Below are 25600 nucleotides of genomic sequence, written 5' to 3'. Positions count from 1 at the left end.
TATATCGTTGTTCAGTGAGTTGGCGGCGTGGCCGTGGTCAAATGGAAGCCGACGCTGCGATAAGCTTTATATCGGTCGCGCGCCAACTGTTTCAGGGTGTCTTCGTATGGGACGAAGTCTACCACTTCATGGAAAGCAGTAGCAAAATCTGCAAACTGCGGCAGCAGGGCGATCAGCAGGTCACGCGGGGAGTTACCGCGTTTGCCGGGCCAGCACAGTTCGACCGGGGCACCGTAATGCGGGCCTTCACCGGCCAGGTTGTGTGGCACAAACTGGTGTGGATCGCGCTGCCACAGCGCTTCGTCCAACCGCTGGGCCTGTTCCTGGCTCTCGCAGGCGATCAACACCCGCTTGCCGGAACGCCAGCGTTCGGCGGCAACGGCGCAGGCCACGGCCTCATGCGCGCTGAGCGCACCTGCGGGTTCCGCGTGTTCGATTAGATAGAACGTTGCCTGTTTCATGGTCTGATTCACCGCTGCCTATAAAAAGTGTAGGGGCACAGCATGCTGTGCCCCTCGGGATTATACCTGAATTACCACTCAGATTTAATCGTCGCCGTTTAACCCGGCGCGGTTCAACAAGAACTGCGACAGCAAGGCGACCGGACGACCGGTGGCCCCTTTGGCCTTGCCGGAGCGCCAGGCGGTGCCGGCGATATCCAGGTGTGCCCAGCTGTACTTGCGGGTAAAGCGCGACAGGAAGCAGGCCGCTGTGATAGCTCCACCCGGACGGCCACCAATGTTCGCCATATCGGCAAAGTTGGAGTCCAACTGCTCGTAGTACTCGTCGGACATCGGCAAGCGCCACGCACGGTCGCCGGCCTGTTCGGACGCGCCGATCAGTTCGTGCGCCAGCGGGTTGTGGTTCGACATCAGCCCGGTGATGTGGTGGCCCAGCGCGATCACGCAGGCGCCGGTCAGGGTGGCAACGTCAATCACCAGCTCCGGATCGAAACGCTCAACGTAGGTCAGGGTGTCGCACAGCACCAGGCGGCCTTCGGCGTCGGTGTTCAACACCTCGACGGTCTGGCCGGACATGGTGGTCAGCACGTCGCCTGGACGATAAGCGCTGCCGCCCGGCATGTTTTCACAGCCGGCCAGTACGCCGATCACGTTCAGCGGCAGGTTCAGTTCCGCCACTACGCGCATCACGCCGTACACGGTGGCAGCGCCACACATGTCGTACTTCATCTCGTCCATGCCTTCGGCAGGTTTGATCGAGATGCCGCCGGCATCAAAGGTCAGTCCTTTACCGACGAGCACAATTGGCTTAGCGTCCGGGTTCGGGTTGCCCTTATATTCCATCACCGACATCAATGATTCGTTACGCGAACCAGCGCCAACCGCCAGATAGGCGTTCATCCCCAACTCTTTCATCTGCTGTTCGCCGATGACGCGGGTGGTGATGTTGGTGCTGAAGGCGTCCGCCAGTTGGCGAGCCTGTGAGGCCAGGTAACCGGCGTTGCAGATGTTCGGCGGCATATTGCCGAGATCTTTCGCCGCTTTGATGCCGGAAGACACCGCCAGCCCGTGCTGGATCGCACGTTCGCCGCTGGTGAGTTCACGACGGGTCGGCACGTTGAACACCATCTTGCGCAGCGGACGACGTGGCTCCACTTTGTTGCTTTTCAGCTGATCGAAGGTGTAGAGCGTTTCTTTTGCGGTTTCCACCGCCTGACGCACCTTCCAGTAAGTGTTGCGGCCTTTCACGTGCAGCTCGGTCAGGAAGCAGACCGCTTCCATGGAGCCGGTATCGTTAAGGGTATTGATGGTTTTTTGAATCACCTGTTTGTACTGGCGTTCATCGAGCTCGCGCTCTTTGCCACAGCCAATTAACAGGATGCGTTCGGAGAGAATGTTAGGTACATGGTGCAGCAGTAACGTCTGCCCGACTTTACCTTCCAGTTCGCCACGGCGCAGCAAAGCGCTGATATAACCATCACTGATTTTGTCGAGTTGTTCTGCGATAGGGGACAAGCGGCGCGGTTCAAAAACGCCGACTACAATACAGGCACTGCGCTGTTTTTCCGGGCTACCGCTTTTTACACTGAACTCCATGCACTCTCCTGAATCTTAAAGACAAAGGCAGGCGCTACGGCTAGAATGACGCACTCCGTAACGATCTCCCGCCATTGAGTTAACGAGTTATGTTAACCTGAACGGCGTAAATTGCTCTGTTTTGGCGACTATAGGCAAGTTCCTATAGGACACCCAAATGCTAGATGTTGTAATACTATTTTAGCTGTGTCGGTTGCCATATGATGAGAATAAATGGCGGATTAGCGATGAAACTATCGATTTTCCTGCAAAAAGACAAGTTTTCACAGGCGTAATAAGCGTGATCATCATAAGATATCTGGTACGGGAAACGCTAAAGAGCCAAATCGCGATTTTGTTCATCCTGCTTCTGATCTTCTTTTGTCAGAATTTAGTCAGGGTGTTAGGCGATGCGGTGGACGGCGATGTCCCGACAAATTTAGTTCTTTCTTTGCTCGCATTGGGTGTGCCGAAGATGGCGCAGCTAATCCTGCCATTAAGCCTGTTTCTCGGCCTATTGATGACGCTTGGGCGGCTGTATACCGACAGCGAAATCACCGTCATGCATGCCTGCGGACTGGGTAAACGAACCCTGATCATCGCGGCTATGATGCTGGCGTTGATGACCTCCGTTGTGGCGGCGGTCAACGTGTTCTGGGCAGGCCCCATGGCCTCGCGCTATCAGGACGTGGTGCTCAGCGAAGCCAAAGCCAACCCCAGTATTGCCGGGCTGGCGGAAGGGCAGTTCAAAACCTCGCAAGACGGCAACGCGGTGCTGTTTATCGGCAACGTTAAAGGCAGCACCTTCAACAACGTGTTCCTGGCGCAACTGCGGCCGAACGGCAACCAACGCCCTTCCGTGGTGGTGGCCGAGCACGGCCAGATCAACCAGATGAAAGACGGTTCGCAGGTGGTGACGCTGGACAAGGGCACCCGCTTTGAAGGTACCGCGCTGCTGCGTGACTTCCGCATTACCGATTTCAACGACTATAAAGCCGTGGTAGGCCACCGTGCAGTCGCCGTGGACGGCAACCAGGCCGAGCAGATGTCGATGACGACGCTGCTGGCGTCTGACGACCCGGACGCGCGTGCCGAGTTCCACTGGCGCCTGACGCTGGTGTTGTCGGTGGTGATTATGGCGTTGCTGGTGGTACCGCTCAGCGTGGTGAACCCACGCCAGGGCCGCGTGCTGAGCATGCTGCCGGCCATCCTGCTGTATTTGATATTCTTCCTGCTGCAGACCTCGCTGCGTTCTAACGGCGGCAAGGGCAAGCTGGATCCGATGATATGGCTGTGGGTGGTCAACGCGGCGTACTTCGCGATCGCGCTGGCGTTGAACCTGTGGGATACCGTGCCGATGCGTAAGCTGCGTGCACGCCTGAGAGGAGCGGCCTGATGTTTGGTGTTTTAGACCGATATATCGGTAAGACAATTTTCAACACCATCATCATGACGCTGTTCATGCTGGTGTCGCTTTCCGGCATCATCAAGTTCGTCGATCAGCTGCGCAGAGTGGGCCAGGGCGAGTATACGGCGCTGAGCGCCGGGATGTTTACCCTGCTGAGCGTGCCGAAGGACATCGAGATCTTCTTCCCGATGGCGGCTCTGCTGGGCGCATTGCTCGGCCTGGGGCAACTGGCAACGCGCAGTGAACTGGTGGTGATGCAGGCTTCTGGCTTTACCCGCATACAGATCGCCGGTTCGGTGATGAAAACCGCCATTCCGCTGGTGCTGTTGACCATGGCGATTGGCGAGTGGGTGGCACCGCAGGGCGACCAGATGGCGCGTAACTACCGTGCGCAGCAGATGTACGGCGGTTCACTGCTTTCCACCAAGAACGGCCTGTGGGCGAAAGACGGTACCGACTTTATCTACATCGAACGCGTTGCGGGCGAGAAAGAGCTTTCCGGCGTGAATATCTACCACTTCAACGACCAGCGCAGGCTGGAGACGGTGCGTTATGCCGCGACCGCCAGCTTTGAAGACGGCGTGTGGAAGCTTTCGCAGGTGGATACTTCTGATCTGACCGACCCGAAACAAGTGACCGGCACCCAAACCTTGACCGGCGAATGGAAAACCAACCTGACCCCGGACAAACTGGGCGTGGTGGCGCTGGATCCAACCTCTCTCTCCATCAGTGGCCTGCACAACTACGTGAAGTACCTGAAGCAGAGCGGCCAGGAAGCCAGCCGTTACCAGTTGAACATGTGGAGCAAGGTGTTCTCGCCGCTTTCCGTTGCGGTGATGATGCTGATGGCGCTGTCGTTCATCTTCGGGCCGCTGCGTAGCGTGCCGATGGGCGTGCGTGTGGTGACCGGTATCAGCTTCGGCTTCCTGTTCTACGTACTGGACCAGATATTCGGCCCGCTGAGCCTGGTGTACAACATGCCACCGGTGCTGGGTGCGTTGCTGCCAAGCATGCTGTTCTTGTTGATCAGCGTTTATATGCTGCTAAAACGCAAGTAGCGGCACGACAGGCAGTTTTAAGAAGGCGTAGCCCATTGGGTTGCGCCTTTTTTGTTTGTGGCGCCTGGTGGCACGCTCCTGCTGATATTAATACGTAGGGGCGCTGCATGCTGCGCCCGTGCCGTTTGCCGCACGTTATCACCGATGTTATTCGTAGAGACACTGCTTGCTGCGCCCACAAAATGAGCTAAATGTGACCCCGTCGGCGCTTTTTTCAGCACTTAACTCTTTGAACAACGGATAAGTGTTGCACGCGGATCGCTGAAAGGTATAATGCCCACGTTTTCCGCATACTACTTGCAGTGCCGAAGTGGCGAAATCGGTAGACGCAGTTGATTCAAAATCAACCGCCGCGAGGCATGCCGGTTCGATTCCGGCCTTCGGCACCATTAGTACAGCGTGAACAAGAAGCCACCGAAAGGTGGTTTTTTTGTGCCTGGAATTCGTGGCTTGATGTGGATGAAGGCTGTGTCGTCAGTCATGCTGATATGCTCGATTTCATCGCCAGATTAAAAACAGAGTAGACAGAAATTCGTTGAGTGCTAAAAGCTCAGAATGAGCTTGGCCCTGTTTATGGAAAGGTAATCGCTTCAGTTTCTACACCGTAGCGGTCGTCTTTTTCAGGTTTCAGCAGGAAATAGCGTGTACTGCGATAGGTCGCATTTTCCACGCTGTAGCTTTGTTCCACGACATACACTTTTTCCCCATTAGTCATCGCACGGCCCGCCCCTAAGAAATCAATCGCATAGTTGCCGTCACTGTTATCAGCCAGATTAAGGACACCGTCTTTTCTATCTACAAAATGGATGGACGTATCTACTGCTTTCAGGGATTTTCCTGCACGAACCTTTTGATCTCTTAGCCTGACGCTTTCATTACTTATTGCCTGATACATCAATGCGGGTAACCGCTCCGGTAAGCTGGTTGGTGCGCCAATAACCAACCCTTTATGGCCAGCAGTGAATGAGCCTGCCTGTAAACCGTGATTAACCAGGCAAGCCCCCAGATATTGCCGAAGCGTATTAAAATCCATCGCATTCCTGGATTGCTCAACCGGTGGCCCGAACTGTTGATATTTTTGGTAAAAGTCGGCGCAGGATGTGGCTTGCAACTGCTTGTTTCCCGGCCCTTTGAAATAAAACTGATCTGAAAAATCGCTGTCTTTGGCGAAAATAGACTGATCAATCTCTGCAGGGGACAACAAGTCAGCTTCCGCGCTGGAGAACCCGAATATGAAGGGGAGAATCAACCATAACTTTTTCATCTGAGCCATTCCGTGTGCTTCCTTTTCAATAAGATATGTTGACGTAGGGATGATGGTTTGTGTCAGGAAGTAAAGATGCTGTTTTTAACCGTGGTGATAATATTTTATCTTTCAGAGTTGAATATGAACATAATATTAGCACTTTTAGTCTTGGGGTTAGACTGCCGTAGGCAGAGGTTCAAGACTTGAATGCGGTTTCCAATGATATCAGGGACGTGGTTAAGAAAACGCCTTCATCGTTGCCGTTCCCTGAACGCTCCTTTTCTGTCTAAGAGGTGCTGGACTAACCGGGAGTGATGATTATCATGTTATCGAGACTACAGACCCAGAGAGCGTGCTATGCAACATATCATTGAAGGTTTCCTCAGCTTCCAGAAAGATATTTTCCCACAGAGTAAGGAACTCTTCCGCAGCCTTGCCTCCAGCCAGAACCCTAAAGCGCTTTTTATTTCGTGTTCTGACAGCCGCCTGGTACCCGAGCTTGTGACTCAGCAAGAACCGGGGCAGCTTTTCGTTATCCGTAACGCAGGCAACATCGTTCCTTCCTTTGGCCCGGAACCGGGTGGGGTGTCGGCGACCATTGAATATGCGGTTGTTGCACTGGGCGTCACGGATATCGTGATTTGCGGCCACTCGAACTGTGGTGCCATGAAAGCTATAGCTTCTTGCCAGTGTCTTGACCCGATGCCTGCTGTGGCCCACTGGCTGCACTATGCTGACGCGGCAAAAGCGGTGGTAGAGAAGAAAACGTGGGATAGCGAAATCGACAAAGTTAACGCCATGGTCGAAGAGAACGTAATAGCCCAGCTAAATAATATTAAGACTCACCCGTCCGTTGCCGTGGGTCTGCGCAACAACGGCCTGCGTCTGCACGGTTGGGTGTACGACATCGAAAGTGGCGAGATCCGCACGCTGGATAAAAATACGAAGAATTTCGTTTCACTGGCGGATAACCCTGCAGTTCACTTCGAATAAAGTGATGGTTGGCCTTAACTATCGAATTGAATCCACGTTTCGGCGTGGATTTTTTTAGGGGTAGATCTAAAGAATCATGTCCGCTTTTGATACTCACTAAAAGTCATAGCAGATCCTTCGATATGGCGAGGGCATCTATCCCCTATAGAGGATAACATTTGATTTATCCGCTACAGGGGATAATACTCATTTCATCCGCTTGGGAGGATAAAATGAAAATCACCTCTGCACAGATGCTGGCACATACATTACGCAACGAGCGTAAAAAGCGTAACCAGAGCCAAAGTAAAACCGCTGACAGCATCGGATTAAAGCAGGCCACGGTTTCCGCCTTTGAAAACAACCCGAACGGAACCCGGCTGGAGACGTTATTCAAACTGCTTGCTGCGCTGGACTTGGAGCTACAGGTCACTCCACGCGGCAAGCCGGTAGATCCCAAGACCTGGGATCAGGAGTGGTGAGCATGGAAAAGCTACGTGTGGTGCTAAATGGCACTGTTGTTGGAATGCTGGAAAAGCATACGGGCGGCGCGATGTCGTTTGTTTACCAAGACGAGTGGCTGGCACAAGCCAGCGCTCGCGCCATATCGTTATCCCTGCCGTTACAACCAGAGCCGTTCCGCGGCGATGTGGTGTATAACTTTTTCGACAATCTGCTGCCGGACAGCGAGTTTATTCGCAGCCGCATACAGACGCGCTTTAGAACGACAACCAAACGACCTTTTGATTTGCTGGCCAGCATTGGCAGCGACTGCGTGGGAGCGATCCAGCTTTACCCTGAACATGCTGAGGTGGCCCCGGTAAAGCAAGTGAATGCAGTACCGGTCAGTGACGAAGAAATAGAGCAGTTACTGCAAGGTTACCGCGAAGCTCCTTTGGGTATGGGACCCGATAGTGATGATTTCCGCATTTCGCTGGCAGGTGCACAGGAAAAGACGGCGCTGCTTTGGTTCAATAATCAGTGGTGCCGACCACAGGGGAGTACGCCAACCAGCCACATCATAAAACTGCCCGTCGGCCATATCGCGTATAACAACCTGGATCTCAGTGAAAGCTGTGAGAACGAGTGGTTATGTTTACGTATTGCCGAACAGTTTGGCCTGCCGGTAGCGCAGACTCAGTTAGCGCGTTTTGGTGGACAAAGGGTCCTGATCGTGGAGCGTTTTGACCGGCGTTGGGCGCGGGATAACAGTTGGCTGATTCGCTTGCCGCAGGAAGATTTTTGCCAGGCTTTAGGCATCCCCCCGGCACTGAAATATGAGGCTGATGGTGGGCCCGGTATTGCGGCTGGGATGGAGCTGCTATTGGGCTCACAGCAACCCTTGCAGGATCGAGACACTTTCTTTAAAAGCCAAATCGTATTCTGGATGCTGGCGGCCATTGATGGGCATGCTAAAAACTTCAGCCTGTTCATTGAACCAGAGACGACCTATCGAATGACTCCGCTCTATGACGTGCTCTCGGGCTACCCATTTATGCATGCCCGTGGAATTGCGCCACAGAAAGCCAAAATGGCCATGGCTGCGCTTGGGAAGGGCCGTCATTATCGTTGGAGCCAGATCTTGCCACGGCATTTTATCTCTACCGCTAGAGCTGTGGGGTATTCCGAAGAGAAAACGCTGCAGGTGATGGCTGAGCTGAAAGCGCAAACGGAGCAAGCGATCGCCAATGTGGAAGCGATGTTGCCGGACGATTTTCCCCGCTCTGTGAGTGATGCTATTTTTGCCGGGGTTCGGCGACAGGCGGAGAGGCTGCCTGGGTAGGGGGATTGTTTGTGGCTGGTTATTGAACAGCATCAAAATTAAGACACCCACGTTAGGTGTTTTTTTATATCTGCTATTTAGGTTTCTGCTATCAAATCACAGTGTGGGCTGGGCTAATTGTGTAGTTAGTCTTATTATTTGACAATAATACTGGGGTTTTAGAGTGACAATGTTTTTTCGAATTTTTATAAATATGACATGCAAATTGTTAATTTTATTTATTAAAAACGTTCTGTAAGCCACCTTGAGATTATATAGGTAACTGATGGGGAAGTTACCTATATAAATTATCTTTTTTTGTTTTTTAAGTACTTTATAGCTTCATCTAGCCATTCTGGATGTTTTAAATTATCAATAAACCATGCTAAAAATTTTTCTGAATATCTATGTCTTTTGTCAATTTCAAAATGCATGGGGGATTTTTTGTGTTTTTGAATATTGTGCTTGCTAATTACAGCCCTGAATGAATATCGAGTAATCAAGTGGGATTTTTGTTGAGTATTTATTTTGTCAATGGCGGTTCCTTCATAATAAGGATGAGTGATGTCTGGATCCCTTGTTTCTCTAATAATAATGGCATTGTGCCCGTTTTCGCCAATACCTAATGCTAAATCACTATCTTTAGTATTTCGCGTTAATGTTAGCTTGTAATCAATAGGGATTGTGAATTCTACAGAATCATACTCTACTGCTGTTTTATTGAATCTTCCCAAAAACTCCTCTGCTACTGATGCTGTCATATCCCCATAATTCTCTTTAATAACAGAGAGATCGCTTTGTGGGCCATCAATAACTAAACTGAGCAACCCAATACTTTGGCCAGACAATGGTGATGAGCCTGTTTCATTTAAATAGCGCTGTTGATAGTTCAGTACATTTGCTTGGAAAATCCTTGAAAGCTCGGGCTGTAACTCAGGGATGAGTAAGTGCACCGCACTATCGCGTAACTCAATTAGTGTTTCTAAATTCTTTCTGACGGGGTCATTCTGTTGTAACCTCTTATTTAACGCATCGTTTATACTAATCGAACGGCCATTAGGTTTGAATACTTCATCTAAACTTAAAGCCTTAATTAGTTCAGCTTTAAGTAATAGTTCCCAAGCATTGATGGAAAGGATGCAAAATGCCTCAACACGGTTATCTAAACTTGGCCTGTTGTATACCTCGAGTGAAAGAATGAAAGCATCTAAACTACGTTTTAATAGCCCTTTATATACTTTCAATTCTGGCGTGACAGTTTTTGCTCTTAGTGATTGTGACATCATTCTAAGGAAGTCATCATTTGATATTTTCAATAGTCCATCACATCGCCATTCTTTTTCATTAATTGGATGTAAATAAACGCCGTTCAGTTTTTCATTAATGTATTTTCTGATACTGTTTTCATTGTAACCTGTGGACTCAACAAGGCTTTTCACGGTGAACTTTTGATTGTTTTTTTCATATAACCTAAGGGAGTCCAGTAGTTTTAACTGTTTTATTGAGCGGCTCATTAAATGTCCTTGTAGACTTAAATAATAAACAATGGGAGGTGGTTGCCTCCCTTTATATATATTAAGCTGTCCAACTATTCGATACAACCTCGGCCTGCTTCAGTATCAGCTCAACCGCGTCTGATGTTTTATCTGGTGGATATTTGTATTTACGCAGTGTCTGCCGAACCAGAATTCTCAACCGTGCCCGCACGCTTTCACGAACTTGCCAGTCAACTGTGGTTGATTGTCGTAGCTTGAGGGTGACTTCAATTGCTAGCTTCTTGAGGATGTCATCTCCAAGCTCGCGTACCGCACTTTCATTTTCTGCCAGTGCATCGTAGAAGGCAATTTCGTCAGGATTCAGACCTAGCGCGTCATCACGTGCCATTGCTGCCTGAAACTCTTTCGCCATTTGGATCAGTTCTTCAATCACTTGAGCGGTTTCAATTGCCCGATTGTTGTATTTGAGCAGTACGGCCTTCAGACGGTCTGAGTACTTCTTCTCCTGAACCACGTTATTGTTTGTGCGAGCATGAATACCGTCATTCAGCAGTTTTTGCAGTAATTCAACGGCCAGATTGCGCTGTGGCATGTCGTGTACTTCCTGCAAAAACTCATCAGAAAGCAAGCCGATGTTGGGCTTATCCAATCCGGCCAGAGCAAACACATCGTCCACGCCGGTTGCGATAATAGCGTTATCGAGAATACGACTCAGCAGTGAGTTTTTCTCGGACTGGCTGAATTTTTTATCCGTTGTCGTGAGTTTGATAATTGCCACTTTCACCGCAGATAGAAAGGCGAGTTCTTTCTGCAATGGTTTAGCTTCATCTAGAGTACTGCACAACGACCAAGCTTTGTTTAGCGCAAGCACAACGTCAAAGTAACGTTTTTTGCCATCATCCAGTCCAAGAATATAATTAGCGGCATCAAGCAAAATACGCCGTGGATTGTTTTCAAAAGCTGAATAGTCAAAACCCGGTGCAGTTGTGGTTTTGGCAAACATGCCGTGGATGATATCGAGTTTTTCCAGCAATACAGCAAAGGCATCTCTGGCATCAATCGTCGTCTGGCCTTTACCTTTCGAGTCGGTATAGGTTTTCAACGCCTGTTTCAGCTCATTAGCAATACCAATGTAATCCACTACCAGACCACCGGGTTTATCTTTAAACACGCGGTTCACGCGAGCGATGGCCTGCATTAGATTATGCCCACGCATCGGTTTGTCGATATACATGGTGTGGCAGCATGGCGCATCGAAACCGGTTAGCCACATATCGCGCACAATCACGATTTTTAGTGGATCGTTCAGATCTTTAAACCGTGTTTCGAGGCGTTTTTTGGTTTGTTTATTGTAAATGTGGGGCTGAAGGTGCGCTTTATCCGAGGCTGAGCCGGTCATGATGATTTTTATCTCACCTTTTTCGACATCATCGCTATGCCACTCGGGCCGCAGCGCCACCAGCGCGTCATAAAGGCGCACACAGATATCACGACTCATGGCGACAACCATCGCCTTGCCATTCATCGTTGCGTTGCGGGCTTCAAAATGTTTAACCAGGTCGGCTGCTACCTGGTTAATACGAGGTTCCGAACCTACCAGCTTTTCAAGACGGCTCCAGTCACCTTTAGTTTTCTCTTTCTGATCAGTCTCTTCATCTTCAACCAACTCATCGACTTGGCTTGAAAGCTCTTCTAGCTCTTCATGATTCAGATCGAGTTTTGCCAGTCGAGATTCGTAGTAAATAGGCACTGTTGCACCGTCATCTACCGCATCCTGAATATCGTAAATCGAGACATACTCACCAAATACTGCACGGGTATCTTTATCTTCTGAAGCGACCGGTGTGCCGGTGAAACCCATAAACGATGCATTTGGAAGAGCATCACGCATATGTTTGGCATAGCCGTATTTATACGCGCCAGTTTCCCTATCTAGAGTGGCACTTAAGCCGTATTGACTGCGGTGGGCTTCATCAGAAATCACCACGATATTGTCGCGCAGGTTCAATGTTGGATGGGTTTTCTCACCTTCCAGCGGCGAAAACTTTTGTACAGTCGTAAAGATAATACCGCCGGATTCGCGGGCTGCCAGCATTTCGCGCAGTTGGTCGCGGCCGCTGGCCTGCTGAGGCTCCTGCTTCAGCAGGTCTTTAGCCTGGCAAAACGTAGCATAGAGTTGTCCATCCAGATCGTTACGGTCAGTAACCACTACAATTGTCGGGTTATTCATTTCTGGCTGCTGCAAGAGTTTCCCTGCATAGCAGCACATGGAAATGCTCTTGCCAGAACCTTGGGTATGCCATACAACACCGGCTTTCTTACTGCCTGGTTTGATATCACTACGCAGTGGCAAAAACTTACCTGTAGAAGCGACGATAGTCGCATTCACGGCTTCACGCACTGCGTGAAACTGATGGTAAGCGGCAATTTTTTTGATAAGGTGCTTACCGTCATTTTCAAACAGGATGAAATAACGAATGTAATCAAGAAGTAATTCACGATTGAAGAAGCCTTTAACCACGGTTTCTAATTGCCATTCCAGCAATGGTTTATCATCTTCGTTACTGATGGTTTTCCACGGCAGATAACGTTCCTCGTCGGCCGTCAGGGAACCAATACGTGCGTTATAACCGTCGCTGACGACCAGTGCTTCATTACAAATAAACAGATCGCTGATTTCGTTTTTATAAGTCTGGAGCTGATTAAATGCTGCCCAAATATCGGCGTTAACATCAATTGGACTTTTCAACTCAATAACCGCTATGGGCAGGCCGTTGATATAACAAATCACATCAGGGCGGCGTAACTGTTTAATGCCACTGATCGCAACTTGGTTAACCACCGTAAAACGGTTATTACAAGAATGGTTAAAATCCATCAGCAGAACCGTATCGTGAATCACTTTGTCATCACGCTTGAACTCGACCGGCACGCCGGTTAACAGCAGATGATGGAAAGCTTTATTGCTGACGACGATATCAGGACTTTCTGGGCGAATGATGCGGGTAATCACCTCATCAAATACGCCGGCTGGAATATGAGGATTCAGCTTCTTTAATTGCTCCAGAAAAACCGGGCGTAGGAACACATCATGGAAAGAAATACGCAGTGGGTTCGCGCCATCAGGTGCGATATCCGGTCCGTGCAGTACTTCCCATCCTTGCCCGGCAAACCAGCCTAGACTGAGTTGCTCTAAATCGTCTTCACTCAGCATTTACACTTCCTCTGTCTCTGGTGCTTCAATTTCTTCCGGCGCGTTTGATACTTCCTTGAGCGCCATATTTAACGGCGCAATAAAAGGATCGAGCGCTTTTTCAAATACGGTCAGGTTCACCAGTAGCCAATCGATCATTATTGGCCAATTACTCTCATCAAGGCTGGTGGCGGGAGTGGCAAAAGATATGCGGCACGATTTTTTGCCCGGTAAAGGTTCCCACTTCAGTGCATGACCAAAGGTATTTTCAATTATATCTTTACGCTCATACAACCAGTTAAAAGCAAAGGTATTGCTTTCGGCAGAGGCTTTGGCAATCCAGAATTCAACTCGAGTCTCTTTCTGACTAAAAATCAGGTTGTAAGAAAGTGCGCTGATACCTGAACCTGCACTGAGCCAGTGGTCGGTCGAGGGACTAATATTGTTGTACAACGTGCAAGTACTGGCCTTCAGGCGCTCCAGCGTTTTGGTCCAGAAGGCTTTACGTATCATCAAGATCGCTTTGACACCACCACTGGTAGACTGTTCTTCGGCTTCTTTCTGCGCCATGCCGATCATGAAGGATTCCGCTTCCGGGGTTGGGATCACCTGGCGAATATCAACAAACACATCGTCATTAAATTTGTAGGGTTTAACCTTAAAGCACTGTACCCGTAGGCCAAACTGCATCAGCCACAGTGCTGTATTAGTAACTTCCTTTCGGAAACTGGCAGCCACCATCATTACTCGCTGTGTGCGGCTCAGGTTAATCTGTATCTCGTCGAGACTTTCACACTCCAGAAATTCCGCCATTACCTCAGCAGCCGGACGGGTTTCTTCCGGTTCGTATTTATCGAGATAAAGCTGGAAGATGTCGAGAATCTGATCTTTGCGCAGGTTGGCACAGTAACCGGCGTACTTCAGCGCTTGCCAGACAACATCACGCCCAGAGTCATCGAGTTTGTTTTCGATAATCACCAGATTGCGCTGTTTATCGATCGCCAGCAGGTCGAGACGCTCTTTGGTATCGTCAAAGCCCGCGAATTCTTTTTGGATAATCAGCAGTTCATCGTCATTATCGCGCGTTAACGCTTGAGGGTTTTTTGCCAACCACTCTTGTAAGTGATAACGCTCGGTAAAGCCGAGGCTGTTGAAGGATACTTCCTGCAGGGAGTGCAAGCTGTTGGTTGGCATATCGACTTTATACATTTTCCGCCTCGCTTACCGTTTGTTCCGCTTCTAGCAGGGTGATTTCGCCGGAAAGGAGTTTGGGGAGGAGGGTGTCTCGGAGATTTTTCAATAAAGTTGTTTGTTTTTTACGCTGAACAACTCCGTTGATTAAGGTTTTACAATACTTTTCGAATATCTTTATTAGCTTAAACTCGGGTGCTACTAACTCTATACTTTTCAGGTGAGATGACGGTCGGGCAATAGAAGGGACACCCACTTGTGAGGCATTCGATAACAACAGATGTTGCCCTAAGCTTGATCTAAAGAAATATAATAAAAAGTAAGGGGAAGTGATTTTATTGTTTGCACGCAAAAAAAATTGTCGCTGAGATATAACATAGCGGTCATAACATGACAGCTCAGGAATAATTGAAACCTGACCTATATTTCCAGCGTGTGTGAAAATAATATCCTCTCTAAATACATTTGAGTTTTTCAATTTATCAGCATGCTCGAATGTGACAAAGTCATTATCACCGTCCTTGAGAAGGGGGGCTTTTAAATGCTGCCCGCTGATAATAGGAACACCTTCATCAACAAAGGTGGATACTTTGATGTTTGAACCAAATGGCCCCATTCCAATTTGGTAGACCATCCATCTTTGTACCCATGCGTTTCGCCAATCTCACCAGTAAAAATGAAGATCACGGGGAATTCTTTTGGTGCGGATATTCCACCCTGTTCTTGTCCGCCATAGAGGTCATGGAGGTCTTTACGCTTGTAAAGTATACCTTTCTCTAATTTCTCCAGAGGGTGCGGTGTTTCAACGACCTCAAAACCAAGGTTTTTAAACTCTTGGATGACCGTTTCTAGAGGAATACTGAATTTTATTTTCTCTGATGGTTCCCCAAGTTGGAGAATATAAGCTGCCGTGGCGATCCCATTAATGTCGTACAGAGATTTATCATAACGGACCTTGTGTGTTCTTGTTTTTTCAATTTTGTTTTTTTTAAGGAAATTATCATAACCTTGGTTGTTATATTCCTTGATTGCGTCTAAAACAGCATCTTTCGAAGATAACATCGCGATCTTAATAGCCAAAACATTCCCCTCATTGCAGAACAGATTCTGATCAATGCGTTTGCGTACTGCCAGCGGCCATGCGTCGTTATCCAGCAGTTAACTCATCGATTTATCGAATGCGTTAACTATGCCAGGCCAAGGGGGAAATGCCTACCTTCGTGAATGTGTTTATCGTGATATGTCAGTCAGATCTATAAAATTTACTGGAGTGATAAGAACGGTACAAAACTAATACCGTTCTTATTATTTTTTTGCTCTGATTCTTAACTTATCAGCTCTGGCACTCCATCTGCCGCAGTGCACGGCCATAAAGATTACACAGCGCAGGCACCAAGTGAGCCGTCGCATTGAGGTAATGATTCAGTTGTTCCCACTGGGTGTCATCGGGTTGTGGATTGTTTTGCAGCAGGTCGCCGAACAGCATCAGGCCCTGGCAGAGCCCTTCGGCCTGTTCGGCGGAGAGGGCGGCAAGGTCTAAGAGTTGCGTTGCATCTAAAGTGTTGAGATCGAGCTGATTGAACAATTGACGATAGAGGGTGAGGGTGCTTGGCGCAGTTTCAGGTGTGTTGGTTGAGGAGGTGTTTTCCATATCGGTCATTTCCATTGGGGGAGAAATACCGCTACCAGAAGAGACGCTAAACTCGGGGTGGTAGCTCGAGCGGCGTTAGCGTACCGGCCCCAACGGATCCCGGCCTTCCCGGAGGAAGCACCACCCGAGCCACCATTGTTGGGTGCGCATCGGCATGCCCGAATTTATATCATATTCGGACAGGGTTGGGGGATTCGGAACGCTAACTCCGGCTGCGGATTGTGCCGCAGCCAAGAGACTATAGCGCTGGCGGAAAGGCTAAAAAACAGGCTGTATAGAATTACAGGGTCTTACTGTCAGGTCTGGAATCCAGCTCGCAACTCTCACCATCATTATTTGCCCTTGCTGCCCCGAATCCCACACCCAACCCCATCACCCCAAATTCGCCCCATTACTGGCAATAACGGTTTTGTACCACCAGAAAGACTTCTTGCGAGTACGGGCGAGAGTGCCGTTGCCATTATCGTCACGGTCGACATAAACCAAACCATAGCGCTTGCTCATTTCCCCGGTCGAAGCCGCCACCAGGTCAATGCAGCCCCAGGTGGTGTAGCCCATCACCGGCACACCGTCGGCGATGGCGTCGGCCATGGCGCGGATGTGTTCGCGCAGGTAGCTGATGCGGTAATCGTCCACTATCTCGCCGTCGGCGTTGAACTCGTCGTGTGCGCCCAGGCCGTTTTCCACCAGGAACAGCGGCTTTTGGTAACGGTCGTACATCATGTTCATGGTGATGCGTAGACCCAGCGGATCGATGCCCCAGCCCCAGTCGCTGCGCGGAATATGCGGGTTGGTCAGGGATTTCACCACGTTGGCGGCGCTGCTGTTGCTGTCGTTCATATCGGCAGACGCGCAGCGCGAGGCGTAATAGCTGAAGGAGACAAAATCGACGGTGTTCTTCAGGATTTCGGCGTCTCCCGCTTCCATCGCGATGCTCACGCCTTTCCCGCGGAACACCCGGGCCGAGTAGGAAGGGTAGCTGCCTCTGGCCTGCACATCGATAAAGAACAGGTTCTCGCGGTCTTTTTCCAGCGCGGCCCACACGTCTTCCGGCTTGCTGGACCAGGGGTAGAAATTGCCGCCGGCCAGCATGCAGCCTACCTGGTTGGCGGGGTTCACTTCATGCGCAATACGGGTCGCCAGGGCGCTGGCTACCAGTTCGTGGTGCACCGCCTGGTATTTTACCTGCTCGGGGTTCTCACCTGCTTCAAACACCAGCCCGGCACCGGAAAACGGGCTGTGCAGCACAATGTTGATCTCGTTGAAGGTGAGCCAGTACTTCACCAGGCCATCAAAGGCTTCGAAGCAGGTGCGGGCATAGCGGGTGAAAAACTCGACCATTTTGCGGCTGCGCCAGGAGCCGTATTCGGTCACCAGGTGCATCGGCACGTCGAAATGGCACAGGGTCACTAGCGGCTCGATGCCGTATTTGCGGCACTCTTCAAACAGGCTGCGGTAGAAGGCGATGCCTTCCGGGTTCGGGGTCAGCTCGTCGCCGTTCGGGTAAATCCGGCTCCAGGCGATGGAGGTGCGGAATACGCTAAAGCCCATCTCTGCCATCAGCGCGATGTCGTCGCGGTAGCGATGGTAAAAATCAATGGCGTCGTGGCTGGGGTAAAACTCGTCTTCACGCAGGCTAAAGCGCTTCTCCAGGCCGAGTTTTACCGGCATGCGGTTAGGGCCATGCGGGATCATGTCGACCGTGGTCAGCCCTTTCCCACCCTCCAGATAGCCACCTTCAGACTGGTTGGCGGCCAAGGCGCCGCCCCATAAAAAACCTGCGGGGAATATAGAATCTGACATGAAATCCTCTGTAACTTAAATAGTGTTCTATTGGGTATTAGCGGCGTTAACGGTACTCGTCGCGGGGGCCGGGGGCGCGGTTTGGGGTTCTTCGTTTTCCGGGATGTCTTCGAAGCCCAAAAGCAGCGTGAGCACGAACGACAGCACCACGGAAAGCACCATCACGCCGCCGACCCAGACAATGCTCATCGGGTTGGCCGGGTCGAAGAACTGCACGCTGGTGAACAGGCCGGGCGAAGCCATCGAATGGCTGGCCAACCCGCCGATACCGGCGACGGCACCGCAGATAAAGCCGCTGATCAAACTGGCGATCAACGGGCGTTTGAGCCGCACCGCAACGCCATACAGCGCCGGTTCGGAAATCCCCGCCACAATGGCGGAAGCAGCGGCGGCCAATGCGGTCTGGCGCAGTTCGCGGTTCTTGGTTTTGAACGCCACGGCCAGCGAAGAGCCGCCGAGCGACAGGTTGGCACCAATCTCCGAGGGCATCACCATGCCCTCTTTGCCGGTCTCGGCGATGGTCTGAATGATGGTTGGGGTGAATACGCGGTGCATACCGGTCATCACCAGCAGCGGCCAGATCGCTCCCATAATGGCGACGGAAAGCCAGCCCAGATAGCCATGCACGGTGTACACCAGCGCCGAAATCCCGCTGCCGATCCAGATGCCGAGCGGGCCGATAAACACAATCGCGATCGGCGCGGCAATCAGCACAATCAGCATCGGCTTAAGGAAGTTCTTGGTCACCGCCGGGGTAATGCGATCCACCCAGCGCTCGATGTACGACAATATCCAGGTCATCACCAGCGCGGGGATCACCGTATAGGTGTATTTCACCGCCGTCACCGGGATATAGGCGAACTCCACCGCCTGGCCCTGCGCCGCTTTGGCCATCAAGTCGATAAAGTTAGGGTGCAGCAGTACCCCGGCAATGGCGATCGCCAGCGACATGTTGGTTTTGAATTTCAGCGCCGCAGAGGCGGCCACCATCACCGGCAGGAAGAAGAACGCGCCGTCGCCAATTACGTTCAATATCACCAGGGTCGACGAACCTTTGTCGAACACGCCGGCCATATCCAGGATCATCGCCAGCAGCTTCACCATCGAACCGCCGATGATGGCCGGGATCAACGGCGACATGGTGCCGACCAGGGCGTCGAGAATGCCGGCGCCAATCCCTCTCAGGGTGATTTTGCGTTTTGCCGGGGTGGTGGCGCTGGGCGTCGCACCCGGCATGCCCAGCGCCAGCACCGCCTGATAGGCTTTCGACACTTCATTGCCGATGATCACCTGGCATTGCTCGCCGCTGTGCACCACGCCCAAGACGCCATCAATGGCCTTCAGCGCCGGGGTGTCGATCAGCGCCTTGTCTTTCACCACGAACCGCAGGCGGGTCATGCAGTGGGTAACGGCTTCGATATTGTTGAGGCCACCCAACGCCTTCACGATAGCGGGGGAGATCTCTGCGTAATTCTTCGGCATGGAATTATCGTCTCTCTAGATAGGAATTCGGATTGCCCAAAGGCGAACTTTTACTGCCTGGGCGATCCGCCGTTCCATCTGAATGAAACGCCCACAAGAAACCGGTTTCACAAAATAATGATGTGATATCTTGTTGGTGGCAAGGATTATGATTTTTTGGTTTTTCGTTTCGTGATACTGATCGCTTTTAAGCCAGCAGCTACGGCAGGGGCTGGCGTGAAAACATTTCAAACCGGGGGCGTCTTGGGTAGACTGCGCAGACTCAATCGACTTTGACGGCGCAGAGATGGCAACAATACTTGAGGTAGCTAACAGGGCGGGCGTGTCGAAAGCGACGGTGTCTCGCGTGTTGTCCGGCAGCGGCTATGTCAGCCCGGAAAAGCGTGAGCGGGTGGATAAAGCCATCGCCGAGACGGGTTACCGGCCCAATCTGCTGGCGCGCAATCTGGCGACCAAATCCACCCAAACCATCGGGCTGGTGGTGACCAACACGCTGTACAGCGGTAACTACTTCAGCGAGTTGATGTTCCAGTCGGCCCGCATTATGGAAGAAAACGGCCGCCAGCTTATTTTGGCGGACGGCAAGCACACCGCGGCAGAAGAAAAGGCCGCCATTCAATACCTGCTGGATATGCGCTGCGATGGCGTGATCATCTACCCGCGTTTTCTGTCGATTGCCGAAATGGACGAGATCATTTCCCAGCACCAGCAGCCGATCCTGGTTATCAACCGTCGGCTCAGGCTCAACGACAGCTACTGCATCTTTAGCGATCAGCACGCCGCCAGCGCGACGGCGGTGGAGCAGCTGATCGACCGGGGGCATCGCGATATCGCTTTCATCACTGGCTCGCTGGATTCCCCCACCGGGCTGGAGCGGCTGTCGGGCTACAAATCGGCGCTGGCGGCACATGATATTGGCGTAAAAGACGCGCTGATTGTCGAAGGGAAGTGGAATGCGCAAAGCGGCATGGCGGCGGTCGATACGCTGTTAGCCAGCGGGCACACCTTTAGCGCGATTGTTGCCAGCAACGACGAAATGGCCATCGGCGCGATCAAGCGGCTGACGGAATGCCAAATCCCGGTGCCGTCCGCCGTGTCAGTGATAGGGTTCGATGATATTCCGTTGGCGCCTTATACCATTCCCTCGCTGTCCAGCATGAAAATGCCGGTGACCGAAATGATTAAGGAAACCATCCATCGGCTGCTATCGATGCTGGACGGCGGTGAGCTGAGCAAGCGCCCAACCTTCCCGGCCAGCCTGATGCTGCGTGATTCAGTCGCGGCGGGGCCGTATTTGCCTGCCGAATGAATGTGACGTTCAAGAAAACAACAAACTTCCCCATCACCCTGAGTAATAATCTGAAAGAGAGCCTCAAGGGTGCTCTTTCAGGCAGCTATACGTTATGTTATCCCCGAAAATACGACCACCTCCAGAGTCTAATCGCTCGTCGCAGTTGTTATCCAGAACCTGGGGATAAGTTCCTTGCTTGTCCTGCGGTTAGCTATTCGCGCTCGCGTAGCTCTGAACCTGTGGTGCGATGTGGTTTAAAAACAGGGCAGTACCGTGCCGCAAAATGTCGGATGACTATCAGAGATTGGTGCCTGTGAGCCAAGGGCGGTAGCGTTCCATCATAGTATGAGGTGGTATATGTCTGCGACGTCATGGCCGGAGTTGAGTAAAACATCGGCGAATACCGTGCGTTTTTAGGCTAATCGCCTGCGGAGCTAGGGTGCCTCAGAAACAAAACTGGCATCAGTCATCGAGCGGTTTCGCCCGCTCCGTTTGTGGAGGGGAAAGCGGTTTCAGTCTGGCGACGTTTGCAGGACGATTGATTGTCGTAATCGTGTGGCATTAAGCCGTAAGAAGGTGAAAAGCCCACTTACCGGCGTAGTGTTCTCAGAGGCCTGTTATCTTGAACGTGACAGGCGTGCACAAGGAGTTTTTATGGCGATTTTAGTAACTGGCGGCGCTGGCTATATTGGTTCTCATACCGTTTTGGCATTGTTGGAGCGCGGTGAGGATGTTGTGGTGTTGGATAATCTCTCGAATGCGTCGGAAGAGTCGTTGCATCGAGTGGAACAACTGACTGGAAAAGCAGCTGTTTTTTATCAGGGTGACGTCCAGGATCACGAGTGTCTTAATCGCATATTTGATGGGCACAGCATCACATCCGTTATTCACTTTGCCGGTTTGAAGGCTGTAGGCGAATCTACGCGTAAGCCGCTGGAATATTATCAAAATAACGTTTCCGGCACCCTGGTGTTGCTGGAGGCTATGCGTCAGGCAGGTGTTCATCGCTTTATTTTTAGCTCATCAGCCACGGTGTATGGTGCAAATTCGCCGGTGCCTTATGTGGAAACCACGCCTATTGGCGGCACCACTAGCCCTTATGGCACCTCGAAACTGATGGTTGAGCAAATTTTGCAGGACTTCGCCAAAGCAGAGCCTCAGTTCTCGATCATTGCACTACGCTATTTCAACCCAGTCGGCGCTCATGAATCGGGGCTGATTGGTGAGGATCCTAACGGTATCCCGAATAACCTGCTGCCGTATATTGCTCAGGTGGCGATCGGCAAGCTGGAAAAACTGGGTATTTTCGGGGGCGATTACTCGACGAAAGACGGTACTGGCGTCCGTGATTATATTCACGTGATGGATCTGGCTGAAGGTCACTTGAAGGCGATGGATCATCTGAATAAGGTCCAAGGATTTAAAGCTTATAACCTGGGTGCTGGCGTAGGATATTCGGTACTTGATATGTTGCATGCCTTTGAAAAGGCTTCTGGTGTACCTATTCCCTATCAAATTTTGCCGCGCCGTGATGGCGACCTACCGGCTTTCTGGGCGGACGCCAGCTTGGCTCGAAAAGAACTAAGCTGGGGTGTGAGTCGCGGTATTGAAGCCATGATGCGTGATACCTGGAATTGGCAGAGCAAGAACCCGAAAGGCTATCGTTAAGCACCGGTTAGGTCCGTCTGCGTTTTAAGCCGCCGCGGGGGTTGCATCGCCGGCGGCGGTGTTCCCCTTATTATCTCTGGGCTTGCGCGCTTCAGCGCCTGGCCGATTTATCCAATAAATCACCATGGTGCCTGAAAGGGAAGATGTCCTTTCTGCTTTGCGCCTGTGAAAAATAATGTGGCGTATAGACGACCGCATCGTATTTTTAGAGGGTTTTATGAAAATTATCGTTACCGGCGGCGCCGGATTTATTGGCTCGGCCGTTGCCCGCCATATTATCAATGATACCGCTGATCACATTCTGGTGCTGGATAGCCTGACCTATGCCGGCAACCTCGAATCTCTTGCTCCGATTACAGATAACGATCGCTATACCTTTGAACAGGTGGACATCTGCAACCGTCAGGCGCTGGATCGCGTCTTCGACGAGTTTCAACCCGACGCAGTGATGCACCTGGCTGCAGAGAGCCACGTGGACCGTTCCATCGACGGCCCGGCGGCCTTTATCGAAACCAACATCGTCGGCACTTACACGCTATTGGAAGCTGCTCGTCAGTACTGGCAAACTCTGGACGATGCACCCAAGCAGGCGTTTCGTTTCCACCATATTTCTACTGATGAAGTGTATGGCGATCTGCACGGAACCGACGATCTCTTTACCGAAACCACGCCTTACGCGCCAAGCAGCCCTTATTCAGCGTCGAAAGCCTCCAGCGATCATCTGGTACGCGCGTGGCTGCGCACGTATGGTTTACCGACGATAGTCACCAACTGCTCGAACAACTACGGCCCTTATCATTTCCCGGAGAAGTTAATCCCGCTAACGATCCTGAATGCGCTAGAAGGCAAACCATTGCCGGTATACGGTAATGGTGCGCAAATTCGCGACTGGTTATATGTCGAAGACCATGCCCGGGCTTTATACAAGGTTGTCACCGAGGGGAAGGTGGGCGAAACCTATAATATTGGCGGCCATAATGAACGTAAAAATATCGAAGTGGTACAAAGCATCTGCCGCCTGCTGGATGAGCTGGTGCCTAACAAGCCGGGTGAGTTAAAAAACTATGAGGAGTTGATCACCTTTGTGACCGACCGCCCAGGGCATGATATGCGCTACGCGATAGACGCTTCCAAAATTGATGCGGAATTGGGTTGGGCACCACAAGAAACCTTCGAATCCGGCATTCGCAAAACCGTTCAGTGGTATTTGGCGAATCAGGCGTGGTGGAGCCGAGTGAAGGATGGTTCTTATGCCGGTGAACGCTTGGGCTTAACCCATTAATCAAATTTAAGGAAGAAAAATGAAAGGTATTGTTTTAGCGGGCGGCTCAGGAACGCGTCTTTATCCCATCACTCGCGGTATTTCCAAGCAACTGTTGCCTATTTACGATAAACCTATGGTTTATTATCCGATATCCGTTCTGATGCTGGCAGGCATTCGCGATATTTTAATTATCTCGACTCCTGAGGATATGCCGTCGTTTAAACGTCTGCTGGGAGACGGCAGCAGTTTTGGCATTAACCTGAGTTATGAAATCCAGCCGAGCCCGGACGGCCTGGCCCAGGCTTTCTTGATTGGCGAAGAGTTTATTAATGGAGACAGTTGTGCGCTGGTGCTCGGCGACAACATTCACTTTGGGCAGGGTTTTGGTAACAAGTTAGATACGGTGGTTAAGCGCACTGAAGGAGCGACCATCTTCGGGTATCAGGTGATGGATCCAGAGCGTTTTGGCGTGGTGGAGTTCGATGATAATTTCCGCGCGCTGTCGCTTGAGGAAAAACCGGCGGTGCCGAAATCCAACTGGGCGGTAACCGGACTTTATTTCTATGATCAGAACGTGGTTGAAATGGCTAAGCTGGTCAAGCCCTCCGCGCGCGGTGAACTGGAAATCACCACTCTGAACCAGATGTACCTGGATCGAGGGGCATTGAACGTCGAATTGCTTGGCCGCGGTTTTGCCTGGCTGGATACCGGCACTCATGACAGCCTGATCGAAGCCTCGCAGTTTATTCATACTATCGAGAAACGTCAGGGCTTTAAGGTTGCTTGTCTGGAAGAGATTGCTTTCAGAAAAGGATGGCTGAGCCGGGAACAGCTTGCGGCTGAGGCAAAACTACTCAGCAAGACCCAGTATGGTCAATACCTCTCGCAACTGATCGCGGAGAAATAACGTCGCCGCCAGGGTTAACATGCAGCCATCCGGTGTCACGGATGGTTATTGTCAGTGATATAAATCTGCCTATAGAGTGGTTATGAGTATTGTACATATCTGTCCTCTGGATAAATTCATTCCTTCATTTATTGAGTTTGTAAATGAAAATTTTGATGCCAGTGAACATACTTTTTGGGTTTATGGCGATCTGGAACGCTATCGCATAGAGCTCCAGGGTAACGTGAACTATCTAGGGGAAGATCTTTTTAGAAGCGCTAAAAAAACACTGATGATGTTTAAAGACATCCAGCGTAAAGACAGAGTTATCCTGCATAGCTTCCACGGAATAAAAATGGCAGCGCTACTGATGCTCACGCCATGGGTGTTGAAAAAGTGTTATTGGTTCATGTGGGGGGGGGATCTTTACCAATATCAGACAGGTAAACGAAATCTAAAATGGCGTCTCACGGAGTTATTCCGTCGACCGGCCATTAAGCGAATGGGCAATTTTGTTACCTACGTAAAGGGCGACTATGCGCTCGCCAAGGAATGGTATGGCTGCTCGGGGCGATTGCACGAATGCCTGATGTATACCAGTAACATTTATAATAAAAATATTATAGATGGCGATGTAGCAGCGACTGATGGCAAAAAAACTATCTTGTTGGGCAATTCTGCTGACCCGACCAATAATCATTTTTCTGCGTTTGATATATTGGAGACGTATAAAAATGAGAATATTGAGATTATTGTCCCTTTGTCCTACGGGGTGAAAGGCTATGCTGCTGAAGTCGTCGCCGAAGGGCAGCGGCGTTTTGGGAGTAAGTTTGTACCTCTGACCGACTTTATGCCCTTCAATCAGTATTTGGCGTTGCTAGGTAAGGTGGATGTTGCGGTGTTTAATCACAACCGACAACAAGCGATGGGTAATACTATTTCTCTGTTGGGGCTCAGAAAAACGGTATTTTTGAACAAGGGTACAACGCAGTGGAGTTTCTTTGAAGAGAAAGGCATTCATGTTTTTGATCTTCAAAGATTCTCTTTGGTTAGCCTGAGTGAAGTCGAAAAGAATGACAATGAGAAAAAAATCGAAGCCTATTTTTCCGCAGAGAATCTCGCCGGGCAGTTGGGGGCAGTATTTAGCTCATGATGTTGCCCAGTAAATAATCACCAATTTAATTCAGAATTTA

Annotated in this window: 21 protein-coding genes and 1 tRNA gene; 11 read left to right on the top strand and 11 right to left on the bottom strand. The window is 50.7% G+C overall.

Translation table 11 applies throughout. The features are described from left to right. Nucleotides 1-11: 11 nt before the first annotated feature. Nucleotides 12-461 carry a DNA polymerase III subunit chi gene (locus tag OC597_RS13280; protein ID WP_012005017.1) on the bottom strand — a complete coding sequence of 150 codons (450 nt, stop codon included), beginning with the start codon at nucleotides 459-461 and terminating at the stop codon, nucleotides 12-14. An 84-nt stretch (nucleotides 462-545) separates the two neighbouring features. Then, nucleotides 546-2057 (bottom strand): leucyl aminopeptidase, encoded by a 1512-nt coding sequence (pepA, locus tag OC597_RS13275; protein WP_012005018.1) that lies wholly within the window; start codon nucleotides 2055-2057, stop codon nucleotides 546-548. A 280-nt stretch (nucleotides 2058-2337) separates the two neighbouring features. On the opposite strand from pepA, the gene lptF reads away from it, so the two are divergent. The 3 genes from lptF to OC597_RS13260 all read left to right on the top strand — a co-directional run bounded on the left by lptF (nucleotide 2338) and on the right by OC597_RS13260 (nucleotide 4891). Beyond that, the gene (gene lptF / locus OC597_RS13270) at nucleotides 2338-3432 is read left to right on the top strand and encodes an LPS export ABC transporter permease LptF (RefSeq protein WP_262209042.1); all 1095 of its coding nucleotides are present in this window, start codon (nucleotides 2338-2340) and stop codon (nucleotides 3430-3432) included. Further along, nucleotides 3432-4502 carry an LPS export ABC transporter permease LptG gene (gene lptG, locus OC597_RS13265; protein WP_262209041.1) on the top strand — a complete coding sequence of 357 codons (1071 nt, stop codon included), beginning with the start codon at nucleotides 3432-3434 and terminating at the stop codon, nucleotides 4500-4502. Before lptF ends, lptG begins: the two co-directional genes overlap by 1 nt. A 304-nt stretch (nucleotides 4503-4806) precedes the next feature. After that, a tRNA-Leu gene (locus OC597_RS13260) sits at nucleotides 4807-4891 on the top strand. A 182-nt stretch (nucleotides 4892-5073) separates the two neighbouring features. Here the strand turns inward: OC597_RS13260 and OC597_RS13255 are convergent. Further along, on the bottom strand, nucleotides 5074-5775 hold the full coding sequence (locus tag OC597_RS13255; protein ID WP_262209039.1) for a hypothetical protein: 702 nt from the start codon (nucleotides 5773-5775) through the stop codon (nucleotides 5074-5076). A gap of 330 nt (nucleotides 5776-6105) precedes the next feature. On the opposite strand from OC597_RS13255, the gene OC597_RS13250 reads away from it, so the two are divergent. The 3 genes from OC597_RS13250 (at nucleotide 6106) to OC597_RS13240 (ending at nucleotide 8503) form a co-directional block, all read left to right on the top strand. Continuing rightward, complete coding sequence (locus tag OC597_RS13250) at nucleotides 6106-6741, top strand: carbonic anhydrase (RefSeq protein WP_262209038.1); 636 nt, start codon at nucleotides 6106-6108, stop codon at nucleotides 6739-6741. Between the two features lie 212 nt (nucleotides 6742-6953). Then, entirely contained in the window at nucleotides 6954-7202 is a 249-nt protein-coding gene (locus tag OC597_RS13245) for a helix-turn-helix domain-containing protein (protein ID WP_262209036.1), read from the top strand. Between the two features lie 2 nt (nucleotides 7203-7204). After that, the gene (locus tag OC597_RS13240) at nucleotides 7205-8503 is read left to right on the top strand and encodes a type II toxin-antitoxin system HipA family toxin (protein WP_262209035.1); all 1299 of its coding nucleotides are present in this window, start codon (nucleotides 7205-7207) and stop codon (nucleotides 8501-8503) included. Between the two features lie 287 nt (nucleotides 8504-8790). Here the strand turns inward: OC597_RS13240 and OC597_RS13235 are convergent, their stop codons facing one another. The 8 genes from OC597_RS13235 to ascF all read right to left on the bottom strand — a co-directional run bounded on the left by OC597_RS13235 (nucleotide 8791) and on the right by ascF (nucleotide 19298). Beyond that, nucleotides 8791-9996: a DUF3644 domain-containing protein gene (locus OC597_RS13235; RefSeq protein ID WP_262209033.1), complete on the bottom strand. Its 1206-nt coding sequence runs from the start codon at nucleotides 9994-9996 to the stop codon at nucleotides 8791-8793. Between the two features lie 61 nt (nucleotides 9997-10057). Then, nucleotides 10058-13192, bottom strand: a complete 3135-nt coding sequence (locus tag OC597_RS13230; RefSeq protein WP_262209031.1) for a type I restriction endonuclease subunit R — start codon at nucleotides 13190-13192, stop codon at nucleotides 10058-10060. After that, nucleotides 13193-14380, bottom strand: coding sequence for a DUF4268 domain-containing protein (locus tag OC597_RS13225; RefSeq protein ID WP_262209029.1), 1188 nt, complete (start codon nucleotides 14378-14380; stop codon nucleotides 13193-13195). Next, nucleotides 14373-14996, bottom strand: a complete 624-nt coding sequence (locus OC597_RS13220; RefSeq protein ID WP_262209026.1) for a restriction endonuclease subunit S domain-containing protein — start codon at nucleotides 14994-14996, stop codon at nucleotides 14373-14375. The genes OC597_RS13225 and OC597_RS13220 overlap by 8 nt, the downstream gene beginning before the upstream one ends. Then, entirely contained in the window at nucleotides 14900-15442 is a 543-nt protein-coding gene (locus tag OC597_RS13215; protein WP_262209024.1) for a ScoMcrA-related endonuclease, read from the bottom strand. Before OC597_RS13215 ends, OC597_RS13220 begins: the two co-directional genes overlap by 97 nt. 253 nt (nucleotides 15443-15695) lie before the next feature. Continuing rightward, the gene (locus tag OC597_RS13210) at nucleotides 15696-16013 is read right to left on the bottom strand and encodes a hypothetical protein (protein WP_262209021.1); all 318 of its coding nucleotides are present in this window, start codon (nucleotides 16011-16013) and stop codon (nucleotides 15696-15698) included. A gap of 372 nt (nucleotides 16014-16385) precedes the next feature. Continuing rightward, nucleotides 16386-17816, bottom strand: coding sequence for a 6-phospho-beta-glucosidase (locus OC597_RS13205; protein ID WP_262209020.1), 1431 nt, complete (start codon nucleotides 17814-17816; stop codon nucleotides 16386-16388). 27 nt (nucleotides 17817-17843) lie between these two features. Beyond that, nucleotides 17844-19298: a PTS cellobiose/arbutin/salicin transporter subunit IIBC gene (gene ascF, locus OC597_RS13200; protein WP_262209018.1), complete on the bottom strand. Its 1455-nt coding sequence runs from the start codon at nucleotides 19296-19298 to the stop codon at nucleotides 17844-17846. Nucleotides 19299-19584: 286 nt separating this feature from the next. Here ascF and OC597_RS13195 point away from each other — a divergent pair, with 286 nt between their 5' ends. The 5 genes from OC597_RS13195 to OC597_RS13175 all read left to right on the top strand — a co-directional run bounded on the left by OC597_RS13195 (nucleotide 19585) and on the right by OC597_RS13175 (nucleotide 25560). Further along, nucleotides 19585-20607, top strand: a complete 1023-nt coding sequence (locus OC597_RS13195; protein WP_262209016.1) for a LacI family DNA-binding transcriptional regulator — start codon at nucleotides 19585-19587, stop codon at nucleotides 20605-20607. Between the two features lie 636 nt (nucleotides 20608-21243). After that, nucleotides 21244-22257 (top strand): UDP-glucose 4-epimerase GalE, encoded by a 1014-nt coding sequence (gene galE, locus OC597_RS13190; RefSeq protein ID WP_262209014.1) that lies wholly within the window; start codon nucleotides 21244-21246, stop codon nucleotides 22255-22257. A gap of 217 nt (nucleotides 22258-22474) precedes the next feature. Beyond that, nucleotides 22475-23539: a dTDP-glucose 4,6-dehydratase gene (rffG, locus tag OC597_RS13185; protein ID WP_262209012.1), complete on the top strand. Its 1065-nt coding sequence runs from the start codon at nucleotides 22475-22477 to the stop codon at nucleotides 23537-23539. Between the two features lie 19 nt (nucleotides 23540-23558). Continuing rightward, a complete protein-coding gene (rfbA, locus tag OC597_RS13180) occupies nucleotides 23559-24428 on the top strand; it encodes a glucose-1-phosphate thymidylyltransferase RfbA (RefSeq protein WP_262209010.1) in 870 nt (289 codons plus the stop codon). An 82-nt stretch (nucleotides 24429-24510) separates the two neighbouring features. Next, on the top strand, nucleotides 24511-25560 hold the full coding sequence (locus tag OC597_RS13175) for a TDP-N-acetylfucosamine:lipid II N-acetylfucosaminyltransferase family protein (RefSeq protein ID WP_262209008.1): 1050 nt from the start codon (nucleotides 24511-24513) through the stop codon (nucleotides 25558-25560). The last annotated feature ends 40 nt before the right edge of the window (nucleotides 25561-25600 follow it).

The sequence above is a fragment of the Serratia proteamaculans genome (assembly GCF_946227095.1).
Lineage (GTDB): Bacteria > Pseudomonadota > Gammaproteobacteria > Enterobacterales > Enterobacteriaceae > Serratia > Serratia proteamaculans_E.
This window is presented reverse-complemented; position numbering and strand designations above follow the sequence as displayed.

What these genes read in the sequence shown, in the direction of transcription:
- OC597_RS13195 (WP_262209016.1), top strand. Translation starts at nt 19,585, where the DNA reads ATGGCAACAATACTTGAGGTAGCTAACAGGGCGGGCGTGTCGAAAGCG.
- OC597_RS13255 (WP_262209039.1), bottom strand. Translation starts at nt 5,775, where the DNA reads ATGGCTCAGATGAAAAAGTTATGGTTGATTCTCCCCTTCATATTCGGG.
- OC597_RS13245 (WP_262209036.1), top strand. Translation starts at nt 6,954, where the DNA reads ATGAAAATCACCTCTGCACAGATGCTGGCACATACATTACGCAACGAG.
- OC597_RS13250 (WP_262209038.1), top strand. Translation starts at nt 6,106, where the DNA reads ATGCAACATATCATTGAAGGTTTCCTCAGCTTCCAGAAAGATATTTTC.
- OC597_RS13230 (WP_262209031.1), bottom strand. Translation starts at nt 13,192, where the DNA reads ATGCTGAGTGAAGACGATTTAGAGCAACTCAGTCTAGGCTGGTTTGCC.
- OC597_RS13235 (WP_262209033.1), bottom strand. Translation starts at nt 9,996, where the DNA reads ATGAGCCGCTCAATAAAACAGTTAAAACTACTGGACTCCCTTAGGTTA.
- ascF (WP_262209018.1), bottom strand. Translation starts at nt 19,298, where the DNA reads ATGCCGAAGAATTACGCAGAGATCTCCCCCGCTATCGTGAAGGCGTTG.
- OC597_RS13280 (WP_012005017.1), bottom strand. Translation starts at nt 461, where the DNA reads ATGAAACAGGCAACGTTCTATCTAATCGAACACGCGGAACCCGCAGGT.
- OC597_RS13205 (WP_262209020.1), bottom strand. Translation starts at nt 17,816, where the DNA reads ATGTCAGATTCTATATTCCCCGCAGGTTTTTTATGGGGCGGCGCCTTG.
- galE (WP_262209014.1), top strand. Translation starts at nt 21,244, where the DNA reads ATGGCGATTTTAGTAACTGGCGGCGCTGGCTATATTGGTTCTCATACC.
- OC597_RS13240 (WP_262209035.1), top strand. Translation starts at nt 7,205, where the DNA reads ATGGAAAAGCTACGTGTGGTGCTAAATGGCACTGTTGTTGGAATGCTG.
- pepA (WP_012005018.1), bottom strand. Translation starts at nt 2,057, where the DNA reads ATGGAGTTCAGTGTAAAAAGCGGTAGCCCGGAAAAACAGCGCAGTGCC.
- lptG (WP_262209041.1), top strand. Translation starts at nt 3,432, where the DNA reads ATGTTTGGTGTTTTAGACCGATATATCGGTAAGACAATTTTCAACACC.
- OC597_RS13220 (WP_262209026.1), bottom strand. Translation starts at nt 14,996, where the DNA reads ATGGTCTACCAAATTGGAATGGGGCCATTTGGTTCAAACATCAAAGTA.
- OC597_RS13210 (WP_262209021.1), bottom strand. Translation starts at nt 16,013, where the DNA reads ATGGAAAACACCTCCTCAACCAACACACCTGAAACTGCGCCAAGCACC.
- rffG (WP_262209012.1), top strand. Translation starts at nt 22,475, where the DNA reads ATGAAAATTATCGTTACCGGCGGCGCCGGATTTATTGGCTCGGCCGTT.
- OC597_RS13225 (WP_262209029.1), bottom strand. Translation starts at nt 14,380, where the DNA reads ATGTATAAAGTCGATATGCCAACCAACAGCTTGCACTCCCTGCAGGAA.
- rfbA (WP_262209010.1), top strand. Translation starts at nt 23,559, where the DNA reads ATGAAAGGTATTGTTTTAGCGGGCGGCTCAGGAACGCGTCTTTATCCC.
- OC597_RS13175 (WP_262209008.1), top strand. Translation starts at nt 24,511, where the DNA reads ATGAGTATTGTACATATCTGTCCTCTGGATAAATTCATTCCTTCATTT.